We start from the raw sequence: 22,838 nt of genomic DNA, 5'->3' as shown, positions 1-22,838 counted from the left end.
CCGGCGCCGAGGCGGGCGCTGAGTACTTCGCGGTAATTCTCCGTGGTGAGGGGCAGGATCTCTTCAGGCACGTCGAGTTCCGCCGCCACCTTGTTGCCGCGCGCATCGGCCGTGAGGATGGAGATGTTCTCCTTCGGCATGTCGATATGGCGAAGCAGCAGGGGAAGCACGCCCTGGCCGATGCTGCCGAAGCCCAGGATCAGCAGGCGGCCCGAAAAACATACGTGCTTAGTCGCGATGTCGTGTGGCATCGTGGCAGAACTCCCAAGATAAAAAGTGTTGAGACTCTAGGCGGCGTGTTCGGCGTTGGCGTCGGCCGGTTCGTAGCCGGCTGTCTCCAGCATAGCGCGGTCGGAGACTTCCACCAACGCCGCCCGGTCGAACCCATTGAACGCCGTGCGCAGGCAGGTGCCGTAGGCGCCAAGCTGGCCGATCTCGATCCAGTCGCCCTCGGCCACGTCATCGGGCAGGATGAACGGGCCGTGCATCACGTCCAGCGAATCGCAGCTCGGGCCGAAGAAGCCGAACGGCGCATCCGGCGCGCCCAGAGTAGCGCCCCGGCGCAGCAGCCGGGTGGGGAAGCGGAATTTCAGTGCGCCGGCATCGGCAAGGGCGCCGTAAACACCGTCGTTGATATAGAGCATGTTGCCCTTGCGCAGCTGGACCTGCACCACCACGGAGCTGCCGCCCGCGACCAGCGCACGGCCGGGCTCGGCCCAGAGCTTAACGCCGGGCAGGTTCAGCCGGTCGAACGCGGCGTCGATCTCGGCCATGAAGGCGCCGAGCGGCGGCGGGTCGATATCCGGGTAGGCCGCGGGGAAACCCCCGCCGACATCGATGACCTCGACGCGCACGCCGGAAGCGCGGATCACCTCGCCAGCCAGCGCCAGGGCGTCGCGCCAGGCCAGCGGGTCGGTGCATTGCGAGCCGACGTGGAACGCCACGCCGAGCTTGCCGGCATGCGGCCGGGCGGCGCGCAGCAGGTTCACGGCGGTTGCGAAATCGGCGCCGAACTTCTTGGAGAGATTGATCGCGGCGCCAGTCTCGGGCAGCGCCAGGCGCACGAACAGCCCGGGGCGCACACCGATGCGCGCGGCTTCCGGCGTGCCGGTCTCTTCCAGGATCTTGCGCAGTTCGTCGGCGGAATCGAGCACGAAGTCGCGGACGCCGTTGACGATCCACGCCTCGCGGATGGCGCTGCGGGATTTCACCGGGTGCATGAAATGGATGTCAGCGCCAGGGAATAGGCGGCGCACCAGCGTCACCTCGGAGATGGAGGCGCAGTCGAAATGCCGCACCCCGCCTTCCCACAGCGCGCGCAGCACCGCGGGTTCGGGGTTGCACTTCACGGCGTAGAGCACGTCGCCGTTGAACGAGGCGGTGAAGGCCTGCGCGGCGGCGGTGATCACCGCCGGGCGGATGCAGTGCAGGGGCTCTTCCGGCCGCAGGGTTTTCACCAAGCTGGCGACATCCGGCAGTGTCTGCGCCTCCGGGCGCAGGGTGATGTGACGGTGCAGCGGCCCGACAGGCGGGCGGTTCTGAATCAGGCTCATTTTGTGGAATCCTCGCAAAATGCCACCGGGCGCAATGGTCCCGGCCTATTGTTCGAAAACAAGGTAAGTCACGGCGCCCGCTTCAATAGCGGCGCGGCGTGGTCAGGCGATGATGCGCGGACTTCGCATCGTTATGTTCCGCTCCAGCAATCTGGGTAGCAACATCAAGCGTCTCCTAATTGATCCCAGTTCTCGCGAACCGGTTACGACCTAACCAGGATGCGTCTCGTCGTTGCTGTACCCGGCTAACCGGGTTCGCGGCACGTGCGATGCATCTTTGCTCTCCCCTTTGGGGACAAAGCGGAGTGCGGATTACGGCAAACGGATCGTGTTTTGTTATGTTATATATGCATGACTAGTCTGACAAATCGTATGTCGTTCGTGCTTTAGGCGATGGCCCTGGTCTGAGGGGCCGGCGCCGGGGAATAGCTGTGCTGAGGGCTCTCCGCCGGGCTGGCATCCTGCCGCTGGTCGATGACCATGTAGCCGCGGCCCCAGTTCGTCTCGATGAAATCATCCACACCGAGCGCCTGCAGTTTTTTGCGGATCTTGCAGATGAACACGTCGATGATCTTCGGGTTCGGCTCGTCCAGCCCGCCATAAAGATGGTCGAGAATCGCCTCCTTGCTCAGCACCACGCCTTTGCGCAGCGCCAGGATCTCGGCGATCTGGTATTCCTTCTTGGTGAGTGTCACCGGCCGGCCCTTCGCGTAGATTTTCTTCGCGTTCATGTTGATCTCGACCGAGCCGATGCGCAGCGCATTTTCCTGGAAGCCGCGCGAGCGGCGGATCAGGTTCTGCACCTTCATGAAAATTTCTTCGTGTGAGAGGGCGTCCACGATCAGGTCGTCCGTCCCGGCCTGCAGCACGCGCAGCCGCGCCGCCTCGTTCATCGTGCGTGCCACCGCCACGATCGGCGCGCGGACGCGGGCCATGCGCAGCTTGCGGATGATCTCCAGGTCGCCCAGCCGGTCTTCCGACAGGCGCAGCAGCACCGCGTCGTAATCGTAGAACTTCACCAGATCGAGGGCTTCCTCGGCATCGTTCGTCTCGTCGACGATAGCCAGACGCGAACGCAGAAAAGCCGTCAAAAGATCTTTTTTATTAGATATAGTCTCAAAAGAAAGGATTTTCATTTTCGCCCCGCGGGATTTAAGCAAAAATACAACTATAGCAAGAACTAGTCAATAATTTTGTTTAAACTTCCCGTTTAAAGTGTAAATATTAAGATTGTAGAAACAAAAACGTACTTGCCGAGGTTGTGGAACGTGCTGCGATTGCCGTGGACAGAGCGGCTCCGGGCTGGGTTTGGGAGGAAGGTCACGGCGATTCTCTTGAATTGGCGGAGTCTGTGGGTGTCTCCGGTGGTGTTGTATGGGGTTTTGCAATACCCTCGCGGCAAAAGCCGCCGCGCAAAAACCAGTGGCGGAAGGAGTGTCCATGCAGTCCGGAATCCGGCAGACGGCCTCGGCCTCGTCCATCTCCCTGCTTGACTTGTTCAGGATCGGCTTGGGGCCGTCCTCCTCGCACACCGTCGGCCCGATGCGCGCTGCCAATGCTTTTCTGTGCGCCTTGGCAGGGCGTGAGGCCGGTGTGGTTCGCCTCACCGCCACCGCCTATGGCTCCCTGGCCTGGACGGGCAAGGGCCACGCCACCGACAAAGCGATGATCCTGGGCCTGGCCGGCTGCCGTCCGGATGAGATCAGCCCCGACGAGGCGGGGGAGCTCTTTACCAGCATTGTCACCTCCCACCGCTTGCGCCTGCAGGGCGGGCGCGAGATCGAGTTCGATCCGGCGAGGGACGTGCTGTTCGACCGGCAGACGCAGTTCGAGCGCCACACCAACGCAATGCGCTTCACCGCCTACGATGCTGCTGGAGCGGAGCTTGCGTCCCAGCTCTGGTTTTCCATCGGCGGCGGCTTCGTGGTGCGCGAAGGGGAGGAGGACGAACCAGCGGCTGAAATTCCGGTGCCGCATCCGTACGATACCGCCGCGCAAATGCTGCAAGCGGCAAAAGAGGCGGGCTTGAGCATCGCCGAGCTGGCCTTGGCGAATGAGTGCGCGCGGCACCCGAAGGCGGAAGTGCTTGGCTATATTGGTAAGGTGGCGGAGGCGATGTTCGCCTGCATCGAGCGTGGCCTGACACAGCAGGGGGAGCTTGGGGGCGGGCTGCATGTGAAGCGCCGGGCGCATCATATCTTCTCCGGGTTGCAGAGCCGGGCGCAGCAGAATGAGTTCATCCCGCACACGCATCTCGATTACGTTTCGGCCTTCGCCATGGCGGTTAACGAGGAGAATGCCGCCGGCGGGCGCGTGGTGACGGCACCCACCAACGGCGCCGCCGGAGTGATACCCGCCGTGCTGCGCTACTACCGGGATTTCTGCGAAACCGCGGATGAGGCGGGGATGCGGCAATTCTTCCTCACCGCCGCCGCCATTGGCGGGCTGATCAAGCGCAACGCCTCCATCTCCGGGGCCGAGGTGGGCTGCCAGGGCGAGGTTGGCTCCGCCTCGGCCATGGCCGCCGCCGGGCTGTGCGCGGCGATGGGCGGAAGCAATGCGCAGATCGAGAACGCGGCCGAGATCGCCATGGAGCATCACCTGGGCATGACCTGCGACCCCATTGGCGGCCTCGTCCAGGTGCCCTGCATCGAGCGTAACGCCTTCGGCGCGATCAAGGCCATCGCCGCCGCTTCGCTGGCGCTGCACGGCGATGGCACGCACATCGTCTCGCTCGACGCGGTGATCGAGACCATGCGCCAGACGGGCCTCGATATGCAGAGCAAGTACAAAGAGACGAGCCTTGGCGGGCTGGCCGCCAATGTGGCGATTTGTTGATTTGTGGTTTTCTGTGGTTTTGTGTTGACTTGCCGCCGCCGTAACGGCAGGAACGAAATAAGATATCAGGTCAGGGGATAGGGCATGAATTTTCCAACACAGGCGCGCGCGGTCATCATTGGCGGCGGCATCATTGGCTGTTCCACGGCCTATCATCTGGCCAAGCTGGGTTGGGAGGTGGTGCTGTTGGAGCGCCACAAGCTTACCTCCGGCAGCACCTGGCACGCCGCAGGGCTGGTCGGGCAGTTGCGCACCAGCGCCAACATCACCCAGCTTTTGGGCGAATCGGTGAAGCTCTACCGCACGCTGGAGGCTGAGACGGGTCTCGCCACCGGCTGGAAGATGAATGGCGGGCTGCGCCTGGCCTGCAACGAGGAACGCTGGATCGAGGTCAAGCGCCAAGCCACCACGGCGCGCAGCTTCGGGCTGGAGATGCACCTGCTCACTCCCTCGGAGGCGCAGAAGCTCTGGCCGCTGATGGATGTGCATGATGTGATCGGCGCCGCCTTCCTGCCGACCGACGGTCAGGCCAACCCGAGCGACATCACCGCCTCGTTGGCCAAGGGCGCGCGCATGGCCGGGGCGAAGATCTTCGAGAATGTTGAAGTCACCGGCTTCGAGATCGAAAAGGGCCGCGTCGTCGCGGTGCTCACCGACCAGGGGCGGATCGCCTGCGAGGTGGCGGTGAACTGCGCCGGGCAATGGGCACGCGAGGTCGGCAGGATGGCCGGGGTGAACGTGCCGCTGGTCTCGGTCGAACACCAGTACATGGTGACGGAGCGGATCGAGGGCGTGACCCCAGGCCTGCCGACCCTGCGCGACCCTGACCGTCTGACCTACTACAAGGAGGAAGTCGGCGGGTTGGTAATGGGTGGCTATGAGCCGAACCCGATCCCCTGGGCGCAGAAGGGCTTTCCGAAGAATTTCGAGTTCCAGCTGCTGGGTTCGAACTTCGACCATTTCACGCCGCTCATGGAACTGGCGATGGGCCGCGTGCCGGCGCTGCAAACGGCTGGCATCAAGCAGCTCATCAACGGCCCGGAAAGCTTCACCCCGGATGGCAATTTCATCCTGGGCGAGGCGCCGGAACTGGCGGGCTTCTTCGTCGGCGCCGGGTTCAACGCCTTTGGCATCGCCGCGGGTGGCGGCGCGGGCAAGGTGCTGGCGGAATGGGTTGCGGGTGGCGAGCCGCCTTATGATCTGTGGCCGGTGGATATCCGCCGCTTCGGCCGCAACCACCAGGATGTGGAATGGGTGCGCGCCCGCACGCTGCAGGCCTATGCCCGGCACTACACCATCGCCTATCCCTCCGAGGAATTCACCACCGGCCGCCCGCTGCGCCGTTCGCCGCTCTACGCCACGCTGAAGGTGCAGGGCGCCGTGTTTGGCGAGAAGCTGGGCTGGGAGCGCCCGAACTGGTTCGCTGCCCCGGGCGAGGTGGCAGAGGACCAGTACACCTACAAGCGCCCCAACTGGTTCAGCGCCGTGGCGCGCGAGCACAAGGCCATCCGCGAGGCTGTGGGGGTGATCGACCAGACCTCCTTCGCCAAGTTCATGCTGGTCGGGCGCGATGCCGAGGCAGCACTCTCCTGGATCTGCGCCAATGATGTGGCGAAGAAGCCCGGCAGCCTGATCTACACGCAGATGCTCAACGCGCGCGGCGGCATTGAATGTGACCTCACGGTGGCCCGGCTCTCCGAGACGGAATATTACATCGTCACGGGCACCGGTTTCGCCACGCATGATTTCGACTGGATCAAGCGCAACATCCCCGGCGATCTGGATGCGTATCTCATCGACATCACCTCGGCCAACGCCGTGTTCAGCCTGATGGGGCCCGACGCGCGGCGCGTGCTGGAGAAGCTGACGAGCGATGACGTCTCCAATGCGGGCTTCCCCTTCGGCCAATGCCGCAAGCTCTGCATTGCGGGTGCGCCGGTGCTGGCGCTGCGCGTGACGTATGTGGGTGAGCTGGGCTGGGAGCTGCATATCCCCGTGGAATTCGCCAGCACGGTGTACGAGGCGCTGATGGCGGCGGGCGAGGAGTTCGGCATCGCCAATGCCGGGTACCGCGCCATCGAGACATTGCGCCTGGAGAAGGGCTATCGCGCCTGGGGCGGCGATATCGGGCCGGACTACACGCCGCTGGAAGCCGGGCTCGGCTGGGCGGTGAAGCTCAAGAAGGGCACAGCCTTCCTCGGCCGCGGGGCGCTGGTGGAGCAGCGCGACCAGAAGCTGAAGAAGATGCTCGCCACCTTCACCGTGGACGACCCGGAGGTGATCCTGCTCGGCCGCGAGACCATCTACCGCAATGGCGAGCGCGTGGGCTGGCTGGCGAGCGGCGGCTTTGGCCATACCATCGGCAAGCCGATCGGCATGGGCTATGTCCGCAATGCCGCGGGGGTGGACGAGGATTTCGTGCTCTCCGGCTCCTACGAGCTGGAAGTCGCGGGTGAGCGCGTGCCCGCCCGCGTGCATCTCGCACCGCTCTATGATGCAAAGATGGAGCGCATAAAAGCGTAGGCCACAGGAGCGGCGCTGGACAACCCGGCGCCGCCTCCATCGCCGGAAATTAGATGCCTTGTCCAGGCAGGTGTTGAATCTCAAATGCGTGCCGGACTTGCCCTTTGAGTTTTGGAATTTCGTGGTGTGGTTGAGGCTTGCCTTGCCACTCGACGCATGGACGCTCCCTTTAAGAAAGTCGTCTTGACGGAGCGATTCCCCGTCGTCGATGATAACAGGAAACTATGAGGAGCCCATCGTTCAAGATTAAATAAATCAAGCTGTGAGCTTTGAGTTTTCGGAGAGGACGCATGCCGCCAAGCCAAGGCGTCCTTGGTTGAAAAGTCAGAACGCTGTTACCTGTTCAGTCGAATAGCACCACGCTTTAATAACGGTGTACCAAAACGGAACGTTACAAGATCGGTTCGCGGCTCGTCCGGGTCGTGTGCCGCAAAATAAAAACGGAGAGAGGAAGTTGTCGATCAAGCTGAAGCTGCTGACAAGCACCTTGGCGCTGGTCATGGCTGGCTCCATGATTACCGCCGCTAAGGCCGAGGAGCTGTGGGACCCGTATCTGCGTGGCGTGTTTGAAGGCCTGCCCGCCGGTGCGCTGCCACCGCCGGGCGTGTATGGTGAACTCGACAACTACTAGGCGGCTTACAGCTATTTTAACGCCGCCGGCGACAAGGTCCCCGGTACGCATATGAATGTGCTGGTCGAAGTGCCCATTGTTCTCTGGGTTCCGGGCATCAAGATTTTGGGTGCCACTTACGGGGCTGCCATTACCCAGCCTTTTGATTATAACACCTACCAGCCGCTCCAGAATAATACCCGTGGCGGTGGCGGTAATCTCGGCATCTACAATACCGTTTTGTTGCCGGTCACACTATCTTGGTCCCTGCCGGAGCATTTTTTCGTCCGTACCGGCTTCGGCGTTTATCTGAATGACGCCACAAACACCCCAGCCGATCTTGTGGACGGCAAGCTGAGCGATGGCGGCGTGCCGTCGGGTAATGGCTACTCAACCATCCAGCCGGATCTGGGCTTCAGCTGGCTATATAATGGCTGGAATGTCAGCGTTGGCACGCATTACGAGTTCCCCGTGGGTTCCACGACGACCACCAACTATAATTACCGATCCGCGCCGGAATTTGCGGCCGATTACACTGTCGCCAAGACCATCGGCGCATGGACGATGGGTGTTGGCGCCGAGCAGGAAGACCAGTTCACAAAAGATACGTTTAACGGGCAGCCCGTGTCCGGTTCCATCACGCATAATTACGGTATCGGCCCGATCGTCGGCTACCAGTTGCACAACGGTGTTGATGTCACCGCGATCTGGAACCACCACTTCGCCACGTCGAGCGATGTCGCCGGTGACTTCTTCAACATCCGCCTGACCACGGCGTTCTAGGCGTCACGGGCCTCGGGCTATCTGCGCGGGATGAACCCCAGCCCGCGCAGCAGCGGCGGCATGGTCAGCCCCTGGCCGACCACCGAGAAGATCACCACCGCGAAGGTGGCGGTGAGGATGTCGTTCCGGTAGGCGAGCGTTGCGGGCAAGGAGAGCGCGAGAGCCAGCCCGAGCGCGCCGCGTAAGCCCCCCCACCACAGCACGTGCTGCATGGCGGCGGGCACCGCCCAGCGCGTGCGGGCGAAGCAGAGGCAGAGCGGATACACGGTGAGCGCCCGGCTCAGTGTCACCAGGGCGACGACAGCCAGCAGCGCGATCTCCGCTGGCTGGGTGAGGCGCATGCCGCCCACCTCCAGCCCGATCAGGAGGAACACCAGCGAGTTGGCGATAAAGGCGATGAACTCCCAAAGCCCCAGCATGAACCTGCGGCCATACGGGGTGATCAGGCTTTTCTCCGGCTCGGACAATATGCCGAGATTGCCGATCACCAGCCCGGCCGTGACCGTGGCCAGCACGCCGGAGCAGCCGAGGTGCTGCGCGGCCAGGAACGAGCCATAGGCGGCGACGGTGGTCAGCGTGCTCTCCACCAGATGGTCCGAGGTTCGTCCAACCAGACCGAGCACGATAGCCGCCGTGCCCAGGCCGATGACGATGCCCCCCGCCACGGTCCAACCCAGGTCCAGCGCCATGCTGGGCAGGCTTTGCGGCGCCCCGCCGCCCGCCTGTACCCAGGCCAGGACCAGCGTGAACAGCACCGCGGCCACGCCATCGTTGAACAGGCTCTCGGCCTCCACCAGCAGGCGCAGCCGTCCGCTGACGTTATTGTCCTTGAACATGGCGATCACCGCGATCGGGTCGGTGGCGGCGATCAGCGCGCCGAACAGCGCCGCCGCTTGCAGGGGCCAGCCCAGCGTCCACACCACGCCCGCGCTCACGACGGTGGCGGCGATGAGCGTGCCGGCGACGGACAGCACGAGCAAGAGCAGCGCGTCCCGCCGCAACTCGCGCCAATGGATGTTGATCGCGGCCTCGAACAGCAGAGGCGGCAGGATGAGGCTGAAAATGATCTCATGGGTCAGGGTGATGCCGGTATTCACCCGCGCCATGGCCAGTGCGGCCCCGGCGAGAACGAGTCCCACCGTGTAGGGCAAATGGAGGCGCCGCGCGACCAGCGCCACGGCGATGGCGGCGAGGAGCAGGCCGAGTGTGCTGGTGATGAGGGCGTCCATGGTGCCCGAGTTGTGCCGTAGTGCCGCCGGGCTGTGAAGCCCGGTCCGGTGCTGCCAATGCGGGGGCAGGTGGCAATCAGCCAAGCCGTGCTACAAGGGGCGCGCCACCGATAACGAAACCGGAGATTTCCATGGCATATGAAACGCTTCTCGTCGAAACCCACGGCCCCGTCACCCTGGTCCGCCTCAACCGGCCGCAGGCACTCAACGCCGTGAACTCCCAGGTACAGATGGACCTGATCGCCGCCTTCGCCGCCTATGAGGCCGATCCGGGCCAGCGCTGCCTGGTGCTCACCGGCAGCGAGAAGGCCTTCGCCGCCGGGGCCGACATCAAGGAGATGCAGCCCAAGGGCTTCTCCGAAATGTACGGACAGAATTTCTTCTCCGGATTCGAGCGTGTGACCGCCACCCGCAAGCCCTGGATCGCGGCGGTGGCCGGCTTCGCGCTGGGCGGCGGCTGCGAGCTGGCGATGATGGCGGATTACATTATCGCCGCCGACACGGCGAAATTCGGCCAGCCGGAGGTGAGGCTCGGCGTGCTGCCCGGCATGGGCGGCAGCCAGCGCTTAACCCGCGCCGTGGGCAAGGCCAAGGCCATGCAGATGTGCCTGACCGGGCGCTTCATGGATGCCGCCGAGGCCGAGCGCGCTTCCCTGGTGGCCCAGGTTGTGCCGGCGGACCAACTGCTGGACGAGGCGCTGAAGCAGGCCCAGGCGATCGCCGACATGGCGCCGCTGGCCGCCATCGCCAACAAGGAGGCGGTGAACGCCGCCTTCGAGACCAGCCTCAGCATGGGCATCCATTTTGAACGCCGCCTGTTCAACGGGCTCTGCGCCACCGAGGATAAACAGGAAGGCATGGCCGCCTTCTCCGAGAAGCGCAAAGGCGTTTGGCGCGGCGCGTAAACCGGCTGTTTGACAGGCGATGGATGTAAAATAGTTTACTTTTACATCCATCGCCTTGTAAAATACTTAACATAATTACAGTTTTTTTGCAGTTTCAGGGCTATTTTTGTCGCTATTTTCTCTACCTATTTGGGCTGTGAGTTTGTATGTGTTTGTTGCAGCGCAACAAGCGCGCCCTTAACCCGACGGAAGACCAAGATGTCCTATCAAGATCATATTTCGCAGGTTTCCCAGCTCGTCCAGGCCAAGAACGGCACCTGGGACGGCATTAGCCCCGAGTACGTGGCGCGCATGCGTCTGCAGAACCGGTTCACCACCGGTCTGGATATCGCCCGCTACACCGCCAAGATTATGCGCGAGGACATGGCGGCCTATGACGCCGACCCCGCGAACTACACCCAGTCGCTCGGTTGCTGGCACGGCTTCATCGCCCAGCAGAAGATGATCTCCATCAAGAAGCACTTCGGCACCACCAAGCGCCGCTACATCTACCTCTCCGGCTGGATGGTTGCCGCGCTGCGCTCCGAGTTCGGCCCGCTGCCCGACCAGTCCATGCACGAGAAGACCTCCGTGCCGGCGCTGATCGAAGAGATCTACACCTTCCTCCGCCAGGCTGATGCCCGTGAGCTCGGCGGCCTGTTCCGCGACCTGGACGCCGCCCGCGCCGCCGGCGATGCCGCCAAGCAGAAGGAAATCCAGCACAAGATCGACACCTACGAGACCCACGTTGTGCCCATCATCGCGGACATCGACGCCGGTTTCGGTAATGCCGAGGCGACCTATCTGCTGGCCAAGAAGATGATCGAAGCCGGCGCCTGCGCGCTGCAGATCGAGAACCAGGTGTCCGACGAGAAGCAGTGCGGCCACCAGGACGGCAAGGTGACCGTGCCGCACGAGGATTTCGCGCAGAAGATCCGCGCCCTGCGCTATGCCTTCCTGGAGCTGGGCGTTGAGGACGGCGTCATCGTCGCCCGCACCGACTCTCTGGGCGCTGGCCTGACCAAGCAGATCGCCTACTCCAAGGAGCCGGGCGACATTGGCGACCAGTACAACTCCTTCCTGGATTGCGAGGAAGTGCAGGCCGACGCCGCGCATAACGGCGACGTGATCATCAACCGCGGCGGCAAGCTGCTGCGTCCGAAGCGCCTGCCCTCCAACCTGTTCCAGTTCCGTCCCGGCACCGGCGCGGACCGCTGCGTGCTCGACTGCATCAACGCCCTGAACAACGGCGCCGACCTGCTGTGGATCGAGACCGAGAAACCGCATGTGGAGCAGATCGCGTCCATGATGGACCGCATCCGCGAAGTGTGGCCGAATGCCAAGCTGACCTACAACAACTCGCCGTCCTTCAACTGGACGCTGAACTTCCGCCAGCAGGTCTACGATGCGTGGAAGGAAGCCGGCAAGGACGTCACCCCGTACGACCGCGCCAAGCTGATGAGCGTTGATTACGACGCCTCCGCGCTGGCGCTCGAAGCCGACGATAAGATCCGCACCTTCCAGCGCGATGCGGCGAAGCGCGCGGGCATCTTCCATCACCTCATCACCCTGCCGACCTACCACACCGCGGCCCTGTCCACCGACAACCTGGCCAAGGAGTATTTCGGCGACATGGGCATGCTGGGCTACGTGATGGGCGTGCAGCGTAAGGAGATCCGTCAGGGCATCGCCTGCGTGAAGCACCAGAACATGTCGGGCTCCGACATCGGTGACGATCACAAGGAGTACTTCGCCGGTGAAGCCGCGCTGAAGGCTGGCGGCGCGCACAACACGATGAACCAGTTCGCCGCCTAAACGGTGTAACTAAAGCTCTTGCGCGTGGGGCTGGTTGGGCGGCCGCGCGCAAGAGCGCAAATAAAGCGGCCCGGGGCAAAACCCCGGGCCGTTTTTTTGTGCGCCCTTGAGGCCGGTGAGCAATTCACCACGTTGATCCCTCTCTCGTTCCGGTGGGGCTATGCGTCCAGCGGGGCTCCGGCATCCGTGCAGGCGGGGCACCCTACATTGCCTCGGGGCAGGGCCGGGTATAAGGGCAGCGCAGTCAACTGGCGCTGGGGGTGTAACGGCTGCGGCGCGCCATTCACGAGGAAAAGATTTTACCCAATGACCTTGCTGTGGACGCTTCTTATCGTCACCTTCGTGTTTTCTGCCATATTCATGCTGCCGACCAGGTGGTACACCGGCCTTGCCAGCTGGGTTAAGAACTCCAGCTCCAAGCATGGTCTGCACGTGCTGGAGCACGAGCTGGCGCGCCAGATCCAGGGGCGGCAGTTCAAGCAGGACAAGAGCTTCCTGAAGGACGGCGTTGGCTTGGCCCTGGACCTGACGCAGCGCCTCGCCTTTGTCGCGGTGCGCGAGGACGGCAAGCTCAAATCCGCCATCCTGCCGTTCACCGCGCTGAAATCCCATGCCGCCGGGGAGCGGCGCGATAGCGGCTTCTACGATTATTACATCGACCTCACGGTGGCCGATGCCGCCCACCCGGTGTGGCGCCTTGTCTGCGGTGAGAATCCGGAACTGGCCGCCAGCGTAAGCAAGGCGCTGGACGAGGTGATGGCGGCCTAACGCAGCAAGTTATCCGGCCGGGCGCACGAGCGTACCGGCCGTACCAGCGGCGATGGCCACCGCGTCCTCCAACCGGCCGATGGCAGCCATATGGCCGGTGTGCTGCACGAAGCGGCAGGCAGCCTGCACTTTTGGGCCCATGCTGCCGGCTGCGAAGCCCTGAGCCAGCAGCATCTCCGGCGTGGCTTCGCGCAGCGCGCGCTGGGCCGGCGTGCCGTAATCGAGATACACCGCATCCACATCCGTAAGCATGATGTACAGATCCGCGCCGATCTGCTCGGCAAGTAGCGCCCCGGCGGAGTCTTTGTCGATCACCGCCTCGACGCCATGCCATTTTCCCGCCGCGTCCCGCGTCACGGGGATGCCGCCGCCTCCGGCGCAGATGACGAACACCCCAGCCTCCGTCAGCCGCTTGATGCTGGCGGCGTTAAGCAGCCGCAATGGCGCGGGCGAGGGCACGACACGGCGCCAATATTTGCCATCCGGCGCCACGGACCAGCCGCGTTCCGCGGCGAGGCGCTGGGCAGTGGCCTCGTCATAAACCTGGCCGATCGGCTTGGAGGGCTTGCTGAAGGCGGGGTCGTCAGCCCCGACTTCGATACGCGTCAGCAGCGTGGCGATCTCGGTCCCCGTTGGCAGGGCGTTGGCCAGTTCCTGTTCCAGTAGATAGCCGATCCAGCCTTCGCTTTCGGCGTCCAGGCTGTCGAGCGGCTGTGCCGCGCCGGGCGGGCCTGATTCCGCCTGCAAGGCGAGCAGCCCGACCTGCGGGCCGTTGCCGTGGGTGAGCGTAACGCGATGCCCCTGTTTGGCCAGTTCCGCCAGTTGCCCGGCGGCGCTGGCCACGTTTTTCTGCTGCGCGGCTGGCGTCACGGCTTCGCCCCGGCGCAGCAGCGCATTGCCGCCCAGGGCCGCGACGATATGCATCATGCCAGGGTGGCGACCAGGAGCGCCTTGATCGAGTGCATGCGGTTCTCCGCCTGGTCGAAGATGATGGAGGCTTCGGATTCGAACACCTCATCCGTAACTTCCATGGCGGAAATGCCGTAGCGTTTTTCTATGTCCTTGCCCACGCTGGTTTCCGTATTGTGGAAAGCGGGCAGGCAATGCATGAATTTTACCGCCGGATTGCCGGTGGCGGCCATCAGCTCGGCGTTGACCTGGTAAGGTAGCAGCAATTTTATCCGGTCCGCCCAGAGGCTTTCAGCCTCGCCCATCGAGAGCCAGACATCCGTGTAGAGAAAATCCGCCCCGGCCACGGCTTTTTTCGGATCGGCCTCCAGGTTGATTTGCGCCCCGGTTTGCGCCGCGATCCTGTGCAGCCGGGCCATATAGTCCGGGTCCGGCCAGAGCGATTCCGGCGAGCCGATGTTCATGTGCATGCCAAGCTTGGCCGCCCCCATGGCCAGCGACAGCGTCATGTTGTCGCGACCCTCGCCCAGGAAGGCAAATTTTATATCCTTCAGATTTTTGCTGCAGAATTCTGGCATGGTCATAAAGTCGGCAAATACCTGGGTCGGGTGCGCCTCATCCGTGAGGCCGTTATACACCGGCACGCCGGAATATTGTGCCAGCGCCTCCACATCGGTTTGCGCGAAGCCGCGGAACTCGATGGCGTCGTACATGCGCCCAAGCACGCGGGCGGTATCCTTCACGCTCTCCTTGTGGCCGATATGCGAGCCGCCCGGGCCCATATAGGTAACATGCGCGCCCTGGTCATAGGCCGCGACCTCGAACCCGCTGCGCGTGCGCGTGGAGTCCTTCTCGAAGATCAGGGCAATGGTCTTGCCCTTCAGCCGCTGCACCTCGTAGCCGCCGCGCTTGGCGGCTTTCAGCTCGGCGCCGAGTTTCAATAATTCCAGGATTTCGCCTTGGGTAAAATCCTCCAGTGAGAGCACGGAACGGCCGCGTAGATGGCTCATGGTGTTGTCTCCTTCAGATTGCGTCGCGGCGGATCGGGCAGGTCATGCAATGCGCGCCGCCGCGCCCGCGCCCCAGTTCGGCACCTTCGATGGTGATCACCTCCACCCCCGCCTTGCGCAGCAGTGTGTTGGTATAGACATTGCGGTCATAGGCCATGACCACGCCTGGTTCGATCGCGAACACGTTGTTGCCGTCATCCCATTGCTCGCGCTCGGCCTCGTAGGAATCGCCGCCGGTCTCGATCACGCGAAATTTGGCAAAGCCCAAGGCGCCAGCAACGACATCAAGGAAGCTGTCTTTCTCGTCGACGATGCGCAACGTTCCCTCGGCATCGCCTGGGTACAGCGAATACGCGCGCAGTCGATGCACGACATCGGGGTAGATGGTGACCAGATCGCGGTCGCAGAAGGAGAACACGGTGTCCAGATGCATGCAGGATCGGTCGCTTGGCATCAGCGCCGCAATGACGCGCGTTGCAGCACCTTGTGCAAACAGCCGGCGGGCATATTGCGAGACGGCTTGCGGTGTGGAACGCTCACCCATGCCGATCAGCACAGTGCCGTTGCCGACCGGCATAAGATCGCCGCCCTCCAGGCTCATCGCCCCGGCATGTTCTTCCGCCGCGTTGAAATATTTATGGAATTTCGCGCCCTTGAAGCGCGGGTGGAACGTGTACACGGCGGCGACATTCACCGCTTCCAGCTGCCGCGCTGGCCAGTGCATCGGGTTGATGAAAACGCCGTTGCCGGCCCAGCACGTGGTGTCGCGCGCGAATAACTGGTTTGGCAGAGGCGGCAGTACGAATTCATGCGTCGCGCGGGTCATGTTGAACAGCGAATGTGGCTGGAACGGTAGTTCCGCGCGGGCAATGCCGCCGATCATGTAGATGGCGAGCTGTTCCGCCGGCATCTCAGCGAGCCAGGCGTGCATTTCGGCATCCAGACCGGTGGCGCTCTCCGCCGTGCCCAGGCGCTTATCCAGCAGCCAATCCCGCGCTGCCTTATGCGTCAGCGTTTCCGCCAGCGCCTGGCCGAATTCGATCACCGCCACGCCACGTTCGTGCAGCGCATCAACGAAAGCATCATGCTCCTGCCTGGCTTTTTTCACCCAGATCACATCATCAAACAGCAGCTCGTGACAATTTCCCGGGGTCAGGCGGCTCAGGCTGAGATCGGGCCGGTGCACCAGAACTTCGCGCAGCTTGCCAACCTCGGAATAGACACCAGGGTCCGTTGGTTGAATAGTCATAGGGTTTTCCAGTGCGGTTTAAGTTTACACGATATTTAACGCGTGGCCAGTGCGGCTGCCTTGCGTAGAATCAATCCGCCAGCACGTAGGTGTAGAGGGTGATGCGTCCATCCTCGTCCTTCTCGCGGTACACGCCCTGGATTTCGTTCTCGAAGCCGGGGAACAGGTTGCAACCTTCTTCCACAAGACGGAAATATTCCAGCAGCGGCCGTGCCGCGGCGCTATAACGTTCGCCAGGGACGATCAGTCCGATGCCGGGGGGATAGACCAGAGCGAGCGTGGCGGCGATGCGCCCCTCAGCTTGCAGAATGGGGATGTAATCCACCTTGTTGCGCATCAGCTGCTCCCAGGCCTCGCGCGGCAGCAGCACCTGCTCGGGCAGATGCGCGGCCTCGAAACATTCGTGCTGCAACCGGCTGGCATCATGCTTTTTGTAAAAGTCGTGCAGAGCGCGGCAAAGATCGCGCAGGCCGGTGGTCTCGTAGCGCGCGCCATAGCGGCGGACGAAATCGGGGATTACTTCGGTGAGCGGAGCGTTGGCGTCGTGCAATTGCTTGAAGGTGGTAAGTGCTGCGAGCAGCGTGCCGGCCTTGCTTGCCTCCAGCCCTGGGGTAAGCAGGAACAGGATGGAGTTGAGATCGTTTTTCTCAGGCACGATGCGCCGCTCGCGCAGGAATTCCGCGAGCACCGGAGCGGGGACGCCGTGCTCGGTATATTCACCGGTTTGCCGGTCGAAACCCGGGGTAAGCAAGGTGAGCTTGTTCGGGTCAGTCATGGCGTAGCCGTCAACAAGACCGGGGAAGCCATGCCAGGAAGCCCCCGGCGTCAGCGCCCAGGCCACCGGGTTGCTGGCCAACTCATCCGTGGGCACATCCTCCCAGGCGATGCCTCCGATCACGTCCGGCACAAATGGGTCGAAGAACCAAGCATCATCCGGCGTTTTCGCGGTGGCGGCAAAGCCCTTGGCCAAGCCACGCAATTTCTTGCGGATCTCGATACCCATGCGCACGGTATCTTCCCACAACACTTGGCCGGAGCGGCCCTTCATCATCTGCGCACCGACATCGAGCGACGCGAACAGCGGATAAAATGGCGAGGTGGAGTAGTGCAGCATGTACAGTTCGTTGAAGCGGCGCGGCTCAACCCGCGCGCGGCCCTGCACATGCGAATCCTTCACGTGAATTTGGCTGGCCTGGGAGAACCCGGCGAGCTGCTTATGCGTGGATTGCGTGGCGATGATGCCGGGATCACCCTCTTTCACCTCCAGTCCCATGGCGAAGTGCTTGGCGAAAAGCGGGTGGAATTTCATGAACCCTGCCCAGGCTTCGTCGAACAGAATGTATTCGCAGAGGGCCCCGAGCTTTCGCAGCAGCATTTCGGCATTGTAGATCGTGCCGTCGTAGGTGCATTGCTCCAGCACCAGGGCGCGGAAGGGGCGGGGCGCGTCGGCCCGGGATTTGTCCGTGACCAGCGGGCTTTGCCGTATGGCGGCGCGGATTTTCTTTTCATTCAGCGCATTCGGGGCAACGGGCCCGATCAGCCCCTGCGCGTTGCGCGTGGTCTCCAGATAGACGGGGATGCCGCCGCCGAACAGCAGCGCGCCATGCACGGCCGCCTTGTGGTTGTTGCGGTCGAACAGCACAAGATCGCCAGGTGCGACGATGGCGGAAAGCGCGATTTTATTCGAGGTTGATGTGCCGTTGAGCACGAAATAGGTGCGCTCGGCACCGAAGATTTTTGCCGCCTCGACCTCCGCCTGCCGCGCGGGCCCCTCATGCACCAGCAAATCGCCGAGTTCGACCACGGAATTGTCGAGATCGTTGCGGAACACTGCCTCGCCGAGATGCTCAACGAACACGTTGCCGATTGGGCTCTTGCGGTAGAACACGCCGCCATTATGGCCGGGGCAGGTCCAGAGCTGGTTACCCTGCTCGGCGTAATCGACCATTGCGCCGAAGAACGGCGTCTTCAGGCTCTCGGCATATTGGCAGAGATGGTTCACCAGGTTTTTGGCGATGAATTCTGGCGTGTCCTCCCCGGCGAAGACATAGCCCGAGATCAGCGGCAGTGTTTCAGCATCGATTTCCTGGAGCACGTGCCGCCGGGAAAATACGAATATCGGCATCTCCAGCCCGCGCCCGCGCACCATGTGGATGAAGTCGCGCACATCCCCAAAAGCCTCGCTCGCGCCCCATTCCAGCAGCATGCAGCCGATCGCGGCATCCGCAAGTACCGCCTGCTCCGCATCGGCAAGGTCCGCGGCCTCGGTGATCGTCACCTCGCGCGCCGTGATGGCCTCAATCACCCCCGCCAGATGCCGGCGCTCGGTATTGCCCATGCCATCGGCTTCGATAGCGAGGAGGAATCGGAACATTGTCTCGAAGCGCATAGTGGTTTCCCCATTGTGCTGGTGGCTTGCTGGGTAAGGTTGTAGTCTCGCCTGGCATTGAGGACATTGATCAATGTCAATCAGTGCAGGGGAGATCCGGCATAGGCTGCCCTCTCTCTTTATGGAGGAGTATTATGGACGGACAGAAACAAGCCACAGTCCCGCTGGGTATGTGCGTGCTCGTGGTAAGCGACAAAACCCACGAGGACAGCGCCGTCGGCCGCGCCACTCGCGCGTTGATCGAGGATATGCGGCATCACGATGCGGAGGTTATCGTCTCACTAACGGCGGATGACGGGCGGGTCATGATCGACTCAGATCCGCATTTGCAGGCGGTGATTCTGGATTGGGATCTGCATCGGGATTCCGGGCATCGCCATGCCGCGGATCTGCTGCGCGCGGTGCGGGCGCGCAATGCCAGCGTGCCGGTCTTCCTGCTGGCCGAACGCAACGACGCCGCGCATGTCCCTGCTGAGGTGATGGGCGAGGTGGATGAATTCATCTGGCTGTTGCAGGACACGATGGAGTTCATCGCCGAGCGCGTCATCGCCGCGGTGCGGCGCTACCGCGTGCAACTCCTGCCCCCGATGTTCGGCGCGCTGGTCAAGTTCGCGCGTGAGGCCGAGTATTCATGGCACACACCGGGCCATACCGGCGGCACCGCGTTTCTGCGCTCGCCGGTCGGGCGGATGTTTTACGACTATTTCGGCGAGAACCTGTTGCGCTCCGATCTCTCGATTTCCGTTGGCGAACTTGGCTCGCTGCTCGACCATAGCGGGCCGATCGGGGAGGGGGAACGCTACGCCGCGCATGTGTTCGGCGCGGATCGCACCTATTACGTCACCAACGGCACATCCACGTCCAACCGCGTGGTGATGATGGCCAATGTTGCGCGCGGGCAGATCGTGCTGGCGGATCGCAACTGCCACAAATCCGCCGAACATGGCTTGAGCATGACCGGCGCGGTGCCGGTGTACATGATGCCGCACCGCAATTACCTCGGGTTGATTGGACCGATCCCGCCTCAGTCTCTGAGCGCGGCCAGTATTGCTAAGAATATTGCTAATTCACCGCTCGCCGCCGGGGTGAAGGAAAAGCCGGCGCTCGCCATTGTCACCAACTCGACCTATGACGGGCTCTGCATCAACGCCACCAAGGCAGAAGAATTGCTGGGCGCGTCAGTGGACCGCATCCTGTTCGACGAAGCCTGGTTCGCCTATGCCCGTTTCAACCCCCTGTACAAAGATCGCTTCGCCATGCGCGGCGACCTGGCGCAGGCGCGGCGCGACGGCCCCACCGTGTTTGCCACTCAATCCACGCACAAGCTGCTGGCGGCGCTCTCCCAGGCCTCAATGATCCATCTGCGCGAGGGGCGCTGCAAGGTCGAGCATGCGCGCTTCAATGAGGCGTTCATGATGCATGCCTCGACCTCGCCGCAATATGCCATCATCGCGTCCACCGATGTCAGCGCCGCGATGATGGATGGCGCCGGCGGGCAGTTGCTCACGGGTGAGGCGATTGCGGAGGCAATCTCCTTCCGCCAGACCATGGCGCGGTTGCAGGCGGATTTCCGTGCCCGCGGCGATTGGTTCTTCGGCGTCTGGCAACCCGAGACTGTGCGTGACGGCGACAAGGACATTCCCTTCGCCGAGGCGCCGGCGGAAATGCTCGCTACGGAGCAGGCTTGCTGGCTGCTGGAACCGGGGGCGGCTTGGCATGGCTTCCCGGAGTTGGAACCCGGTTATTGCATGCTTGACCCGATCAAGGTCACGGTGGTGACGCCGGGGATGGACAGCACCGGCGAGATGGCGGCGGACGGAATTCCGGCGCCGCTGCTCTCCGCCTATCTCGCTGAGCATGGCATCGTCGTCGAGAAGACCGCGAATTTTTCCGTGTTGTTCCTGTTCTCCATCGGCGTCACCAAGGGGAAATGGGGCTCGCTCGTCAACGCGTTACTCGACTTCAAGCGCGATTACGACGCCAACACGCCGCTCGCGCGCATCATGCCGATGCTGGCAGCGGCGTATCCTGCCGCGTATGGCAGCATTGGTCTGCGCGATCTTGCCCATGGCATGTTCGCCACTATGCGGACTGGGCGGATCCCGCAATTGCTGCAGGAAGCCTATACCGCTCCGCCTCACTCAGTGCTCATTCCGGCGGCTGCCTATGACCAACTGATCCGTGGCAAAGGCGGCCGGACGGCGCTGGATGGGATGGCTGGAGGCATCGCCGCCACCGCCATTGTGCCGTATCCGCCGGGTATTCCGCTGCTCATGCCGGGTGAGGCGCTGGGCGAGGCCAATGGCCCGGTGCTGTGCTATCTCGCCGCGCTGCGTGATTTCGACCGGAAATTTCCCGGCTTCGGCCATGACACGCACGGTATTGAAGCCGAAGACGGCGAATATTACGGCATGCGCTTCTGAGAGCCTTTTCGCAAACTCTACTCTGGCGGCCATTCAGCACGCGCGCTGACTGACTCGCCAGAGCGGGCTTTTAAAAGGGTCTTGATAGCAACAAAAAAAGGCCAGGGGTTGGCGCCCCTGGCCTTTTGTTTTGCCTGTCTGGCGCGTCAGGTCACCTTCACTGTGCCGTTCAGGAACAGCACCAGCGCCACCACCGCGACCGCGAAGAGCAGCAGCACGCCCACGCGCTCATATGGGGTGAACATGGGTTGGCCAGGGCGATGTTCGCGCTGCGCCCACATGAACACCGGCACGCCAATCGCGAACACAATCGTCGACATCAGCACGAATTCCGGCCCGGCGGCGTAGAGCATCCACAGCGAGTAGATGGAGCCGAGAATGCCGGTGACGAACGCATTGGTCTTGCCCTCCCCATGCGTTGCCACATAGCTCTTGTTGTTGGCATAAGCAGCCAGAAACAGCGTGCTGGCGAAATAGGGCGGCAGGATCATGACGCCGGTGATATCGATCAGCCACAGCCAGGCATTATGCGCGAACAGCACCACGAATAATGTCACTTGCATGACAATGCTGGAAATCCACAGCGACGACGACGCCGCATGGGCCTTGTTCTCGCGCGACAGGAAGCGCGGGAACACGCCGCCCTTCGCGCCCTCGAACGGCAGTTCCGCCACCAGGATGGTCCAGGCCAGCCAGCAGCTCAGCACCGCGATCAGCAGCGACACGTTGATGAAGATCGCGCCCCATTTGCCGATCACGCTGCTCAGCACGTAGGCGGCGGAAGGGTTGGCGAGGCCCGAGAGCTTGCTCTGGTGCATGATGCCGAACGGCACGACGGAGAGCAGCGTGTACAGCACGGTGCAGACCCCAAGTCCGATGAAGGTGGCGGGACCGACCTGCGACATCTTGCGCGCGCGGTCGGAAATGACGACCGCGCCCTCGATGCCGATGAACACCCAGAGGGTGACGAGCATCGTGCTCTTCACCTGGTCGAACACGCTGCCCAGGCCTTCTGTGTGGCCCCAGACGTCGAAGCTGAAATTGCCGCCGGTCGCGTAGAACGCCATCACCACCACCGCCGCGGTGATGGTGACGACGTTAAGGATGCTCGCCAGCACGTTCAGCGCCGCGGTGCGCTTCACGCCGGACATGACGATACCGAACATTACCCAGATCAGGATGGAGCCGCCGATGATCGAGGGCCAGTTCTGCCCGTTGCCAAAGACCGGGAAGAAATAGGCGAGGATCTGCATGATCAGCACGGCGAAGGCGACATTGCCGAAAGCCGAGCTGAGCCAATAGCCCCAGGCCATCTGGAACCCGGCAAACGGCCCGAAGCCCGCCTGGGCGTAGGAGTAGATGCCGGCCTTCAGATCCGGCCGTTTGTCCGAGAGGATACGGAAGCAATTGGACAGGAAGTACATGCCGATGAAGGTGACGACCCAGGCGATGATGATGGCGCCTAGCCCGGCCGCGCCGGACATGTTGGCAGGCAGGTTAAACGAGCCGCCGCCGATCATCGAGCCGACGACGACGCCGGTCAGCATCAGCAGGCCGAGTTTACGGGTCTCCGGATGGGCGCTTTCGTCCGTCGCCTTGGGGCGCAAGGGGGGAGTGGGGGAGGAACCGGCTTGGTCCATTATATTTCTCCGTGTATGGCGCTAAATTGGCGGCCGTTTGGCCAGCCGCTGGCGCAAGCAAAGCAGGAAAAAGCTGATTTCGCGTTGATTTGCGTCAACACGGTATTTTTGTTTGCGGCGGGCATAAATGCGCAAAGCCGCGGTACTGGGGCGGGGTGGAAACCCGCCGCCGTCAGAACAAGCTGGTCCCGGCCGGCTTGAAGAAGGGGGCGAGG

The 22,838-nt window shown here is 62.8% G+C and carries 17 protein-coding genes and 1 pseudogene; 8 read left to right on the top strand and 10 right to left on the bottom strand.

Annotated elements, in window-relative coordinates:
* From ACLPJJ_RS13625 to ACLPJJ_RS13615, 3 genes are all read right to left on the bottom strand, one after another.
* Positions 1 to 251 (bottom strand): saccharopine dehydrogenase NADP-binding domain-containing protein (locus ACLPJJ_RS13625; protein ID WP_443591535.1); only part of this gene is annotated, 251 nt, incomplete at its 3' end.
* 36 nt (positions 252 to 287) lie between these two features.
* A complete protein-coding gene (locus ACLPJJ_RS13620; RefSeq protein ID WP_443591534.1) occupies positions 288 to 1,553 on the bottom strand; it encodes a type III PLP-dependent enzyme in 1,266 nt (421 codons plus the stop codon).
* 386 nt (positions 1,554 to 1,939) lie between these two features.
* Entirely contained in the window at positions 1,940 to 2,644 is a 705-nt protein-coding gene (locus tag ACLPJJ_RS13615) for a response regulator transcription factor (protein WP_443591533.1), read from the bottom strand.
* A gap of 349 nt (positions 2,645 to 2,993) precedes the next feature.
* Here ACLPJJ_RS13615 and ACLPJJ_RS13610 point away from each other — a divergent pair, with 349 nt between their 5' ends.
* The 4 genes and pseudogenes from ACLPJJ_RS13610 to ACLPJJ_RS13595 form a co-directional block, all read left to right on the top strand.
* On the top strand, positions 2,994 to 4,391 hold the full coding sequence (locus ACLPJJ_RS13610; protein ID WP_443591532.1) for an L-serine ammonia-lyase: 1,398 nt from the start codon (positions 2,994 to 2,996) through the stop codon (positions 4,389 to 4,391).
* Between the two features lie 84 nt (positions 4,392 to 4,475).
* Positions 4,476 to 6,914, top strand: coding sequence for a GcvT family protein (locus tag ACLPJJ_RS13605; protein WP_443591531.1), 2,439 nt, complete (start codon positions 4,476 to 4,478; stop codon positions 6,912 to 6,914).
* Positions 6,915 to 7,368: 454 nt separating this feature from the next.
* Positions 7,369 to 7,545, top strand: coding sequence for a hypothetical protein (locus ACLPJJ_RS13600; RefSeq protein WP_443591530.1), 177 nt, complete (start codon positions 7,369 to 7,371; stop codon positions 7,543 to 7,545).
* 30 nt (positions 7,546 to 7,575) lie between these two features.
* A pseudogene (locus tag ACLPJJ_RS13595) lies at positions 7,576 to 8,307 on the top strand (SphA family protein); the annotation flags it as partial.
* A 17-nt stretch (positions 8,308 to 8,324) separates the two neighbouring features.
* Here the strand turns inward: ACLPJJ_RS13595 and ACLPJJ_RS13590 are convergent.
* Positions 8,325 to 9,620 carry a cation:proton antiporter gene (locus ACLPJJ_RS13590; protein ID WP_443591529.1) on the bottom strand — a complete coding sequence of 432 codons (1,296 nt, stop codon included), beginning with the start codon at positions 9,618 to 9,620 and terminating at the stop codon, positions 8,325 to 8,327.
* Between the two features lie 47 nt (positions 9,621 to 9,667).
* Here ACLPJJ_RS13590 and ACLPJJ_RS13585 point away from each other — a divergent pair, with 47 nt between their 5' ends.
* From ACLPJJ_RS13585 to ACLPJJ_RS13575, 3 genes are all read left to right on the top strand, one after another.
* The gene (locus ACLPJJ_RS13585; RefSeq protein ID WP_443591528.1) at positions 9,668 to 10,441 is read left to right on the top strand and encodes an enoyl-CoA hydratase-related protein; all 774 of its coding nucleotides are present in this window, start codon (positions 9,668 to 9,670) and stop codon (positions 10,439 to 10,441) included.
* Between the two features lie 198 nt (positions 10,442 to 10,639).
* Complete coding sequence (locus tag ACLPJJ_RS13580; protein WP_443591527.1) at positions 10,640 to 12,235, top strand: isocitrate lyase; 1,596 nt, start codon at positions 10,640 to 10,642, stop codon at positions 12,233 to 12,235.
* A gap of 306 nt (positions 12,236 to 12,541) precedes the next feature.
* Positions 12,542 to 13,003, top strand: coding sequence for a hypothetical protein (locus tag ACLPJJ_RS13575; RefSeq protein ID WP_443591526.1), 462 nt, complete (start codon positions 12,542 to 12,544; stop codon positions 13,001 to 13,003).
* A 9-nt stretch (positions 13,004 to 13,012) separates the two neighbouring features.
* Here ACLPJJ_RS13575 and arcC read toward each other — a convergent pair whose 3' ends face one another.
* The 4 genes from arcC to ACLPJJ_RS13555 form a co-directional block, all read right to left on the bottom strand.
* Positions 13,013 to 13,930, bottom strand: coding sequence for a carbamate kinase (gene arcC / locus ACLPJJ_RS13570; protein WP_443591525.1), 918 nt, complete (start codon positions 13,928 to 13,930; stop codon positions 13,013 to 13,015).
* Entirely contained in the window at positions 13,927 to 14,922 is a 996-nt protein-coding gene (gene argF / locus ACLPJJ_RS13565) for an ornithine carbamoyltransferase (protein WP_443591524.1), read from the bottom strand. The genes arcC and argF overlap by 4 nt, the downstream gene beginning before the upstream one ends.
* A gap of 13 nt (positions 14,923 to 14,935) precedes the next feature.
* Positions 14,936 to 16,171, bottom strand: coding sequence for an arginine deiminase (locus ACLPJJ_RS13560; protein ID WP_443591523.1), 1,236 nt, complete (start codon positions 16,169 to 16,171; stop codon positions 14,936 to 14,938).
* Positions 16,172 to 16,241: 70 nt separating this feature from the next.
* Complete coding sequence (locus tag ACLPJJ_RS13555; protein ID WP_443591522.1) at positions 16,242 to 18,560, bottom strand: Orn/Lys/Arg decarboxylase N-terminal domain-containing protein; 2,319 nt, start codon at positions 18,558 to 18,560, stop codon at positions 16,242 to 16,244.
* Positions 18,561 to 18,694: 134 nt separating this feature from the next.
* Here ACLPJJ_RS13555 and ACLPJJ_RS13550 point away from each other — a divergent pair, with 134 nt between their 5' ends.
* On the top strand, positions 18,695 to 20,983 hold the full coding sequence (locus ACLPJJ_RS13550) for an Orn/Lys/Arg decarboxylase N-terminal domain-containing protein (protein WP_443591521.1): 2,289 nt from the start codon (positions 18,695 to 18,697) through the stop codon (positions 20,981 to 20,983).
* Between the two features lie 146 nt (positions 20,984 to 21,129).
* Here the strand turns inward: ACLPJJ_RS13550 and ACLPJJ_RS13545 are convergent, their stop codons facing one another.
* Complete coding sequence (locus tag ACLPJJ_RS13545; protein ID WP_443591520.1) at positions 21,130 to 22,623, bottom strand: basic amino acid/polyamine antiporter; 1,494 nt, start codon at positions 22,621 to 22,623, stop codon at positions 21,130 to 21,132.
* Positions 22,623 to 22,838 (bottom strand): hypothetical protein (locus tag ACLPJJ_RS13540; RefSeq protein WP_443591519.1); only part of this gene is annotated, 216 nt, incomplete at its 5' end. The genes ACLPJJ_RS13540 and ACLPJJ_RS13545, both read right to left, overlap by 1 nt.

Origin of the sequence: Acidocella sp. (assembly GCF_052326845.1) — a bacterium.
Classification (GTDB): domain Bacteria; phylum Pseudomonadota; class Alphaproteobacteria; order Acetobacterales; family Acetobacteraceae; genus Acidocella.
This window is presented reverse-complemented; position numbering and strand designations above follow the sequence as displayed.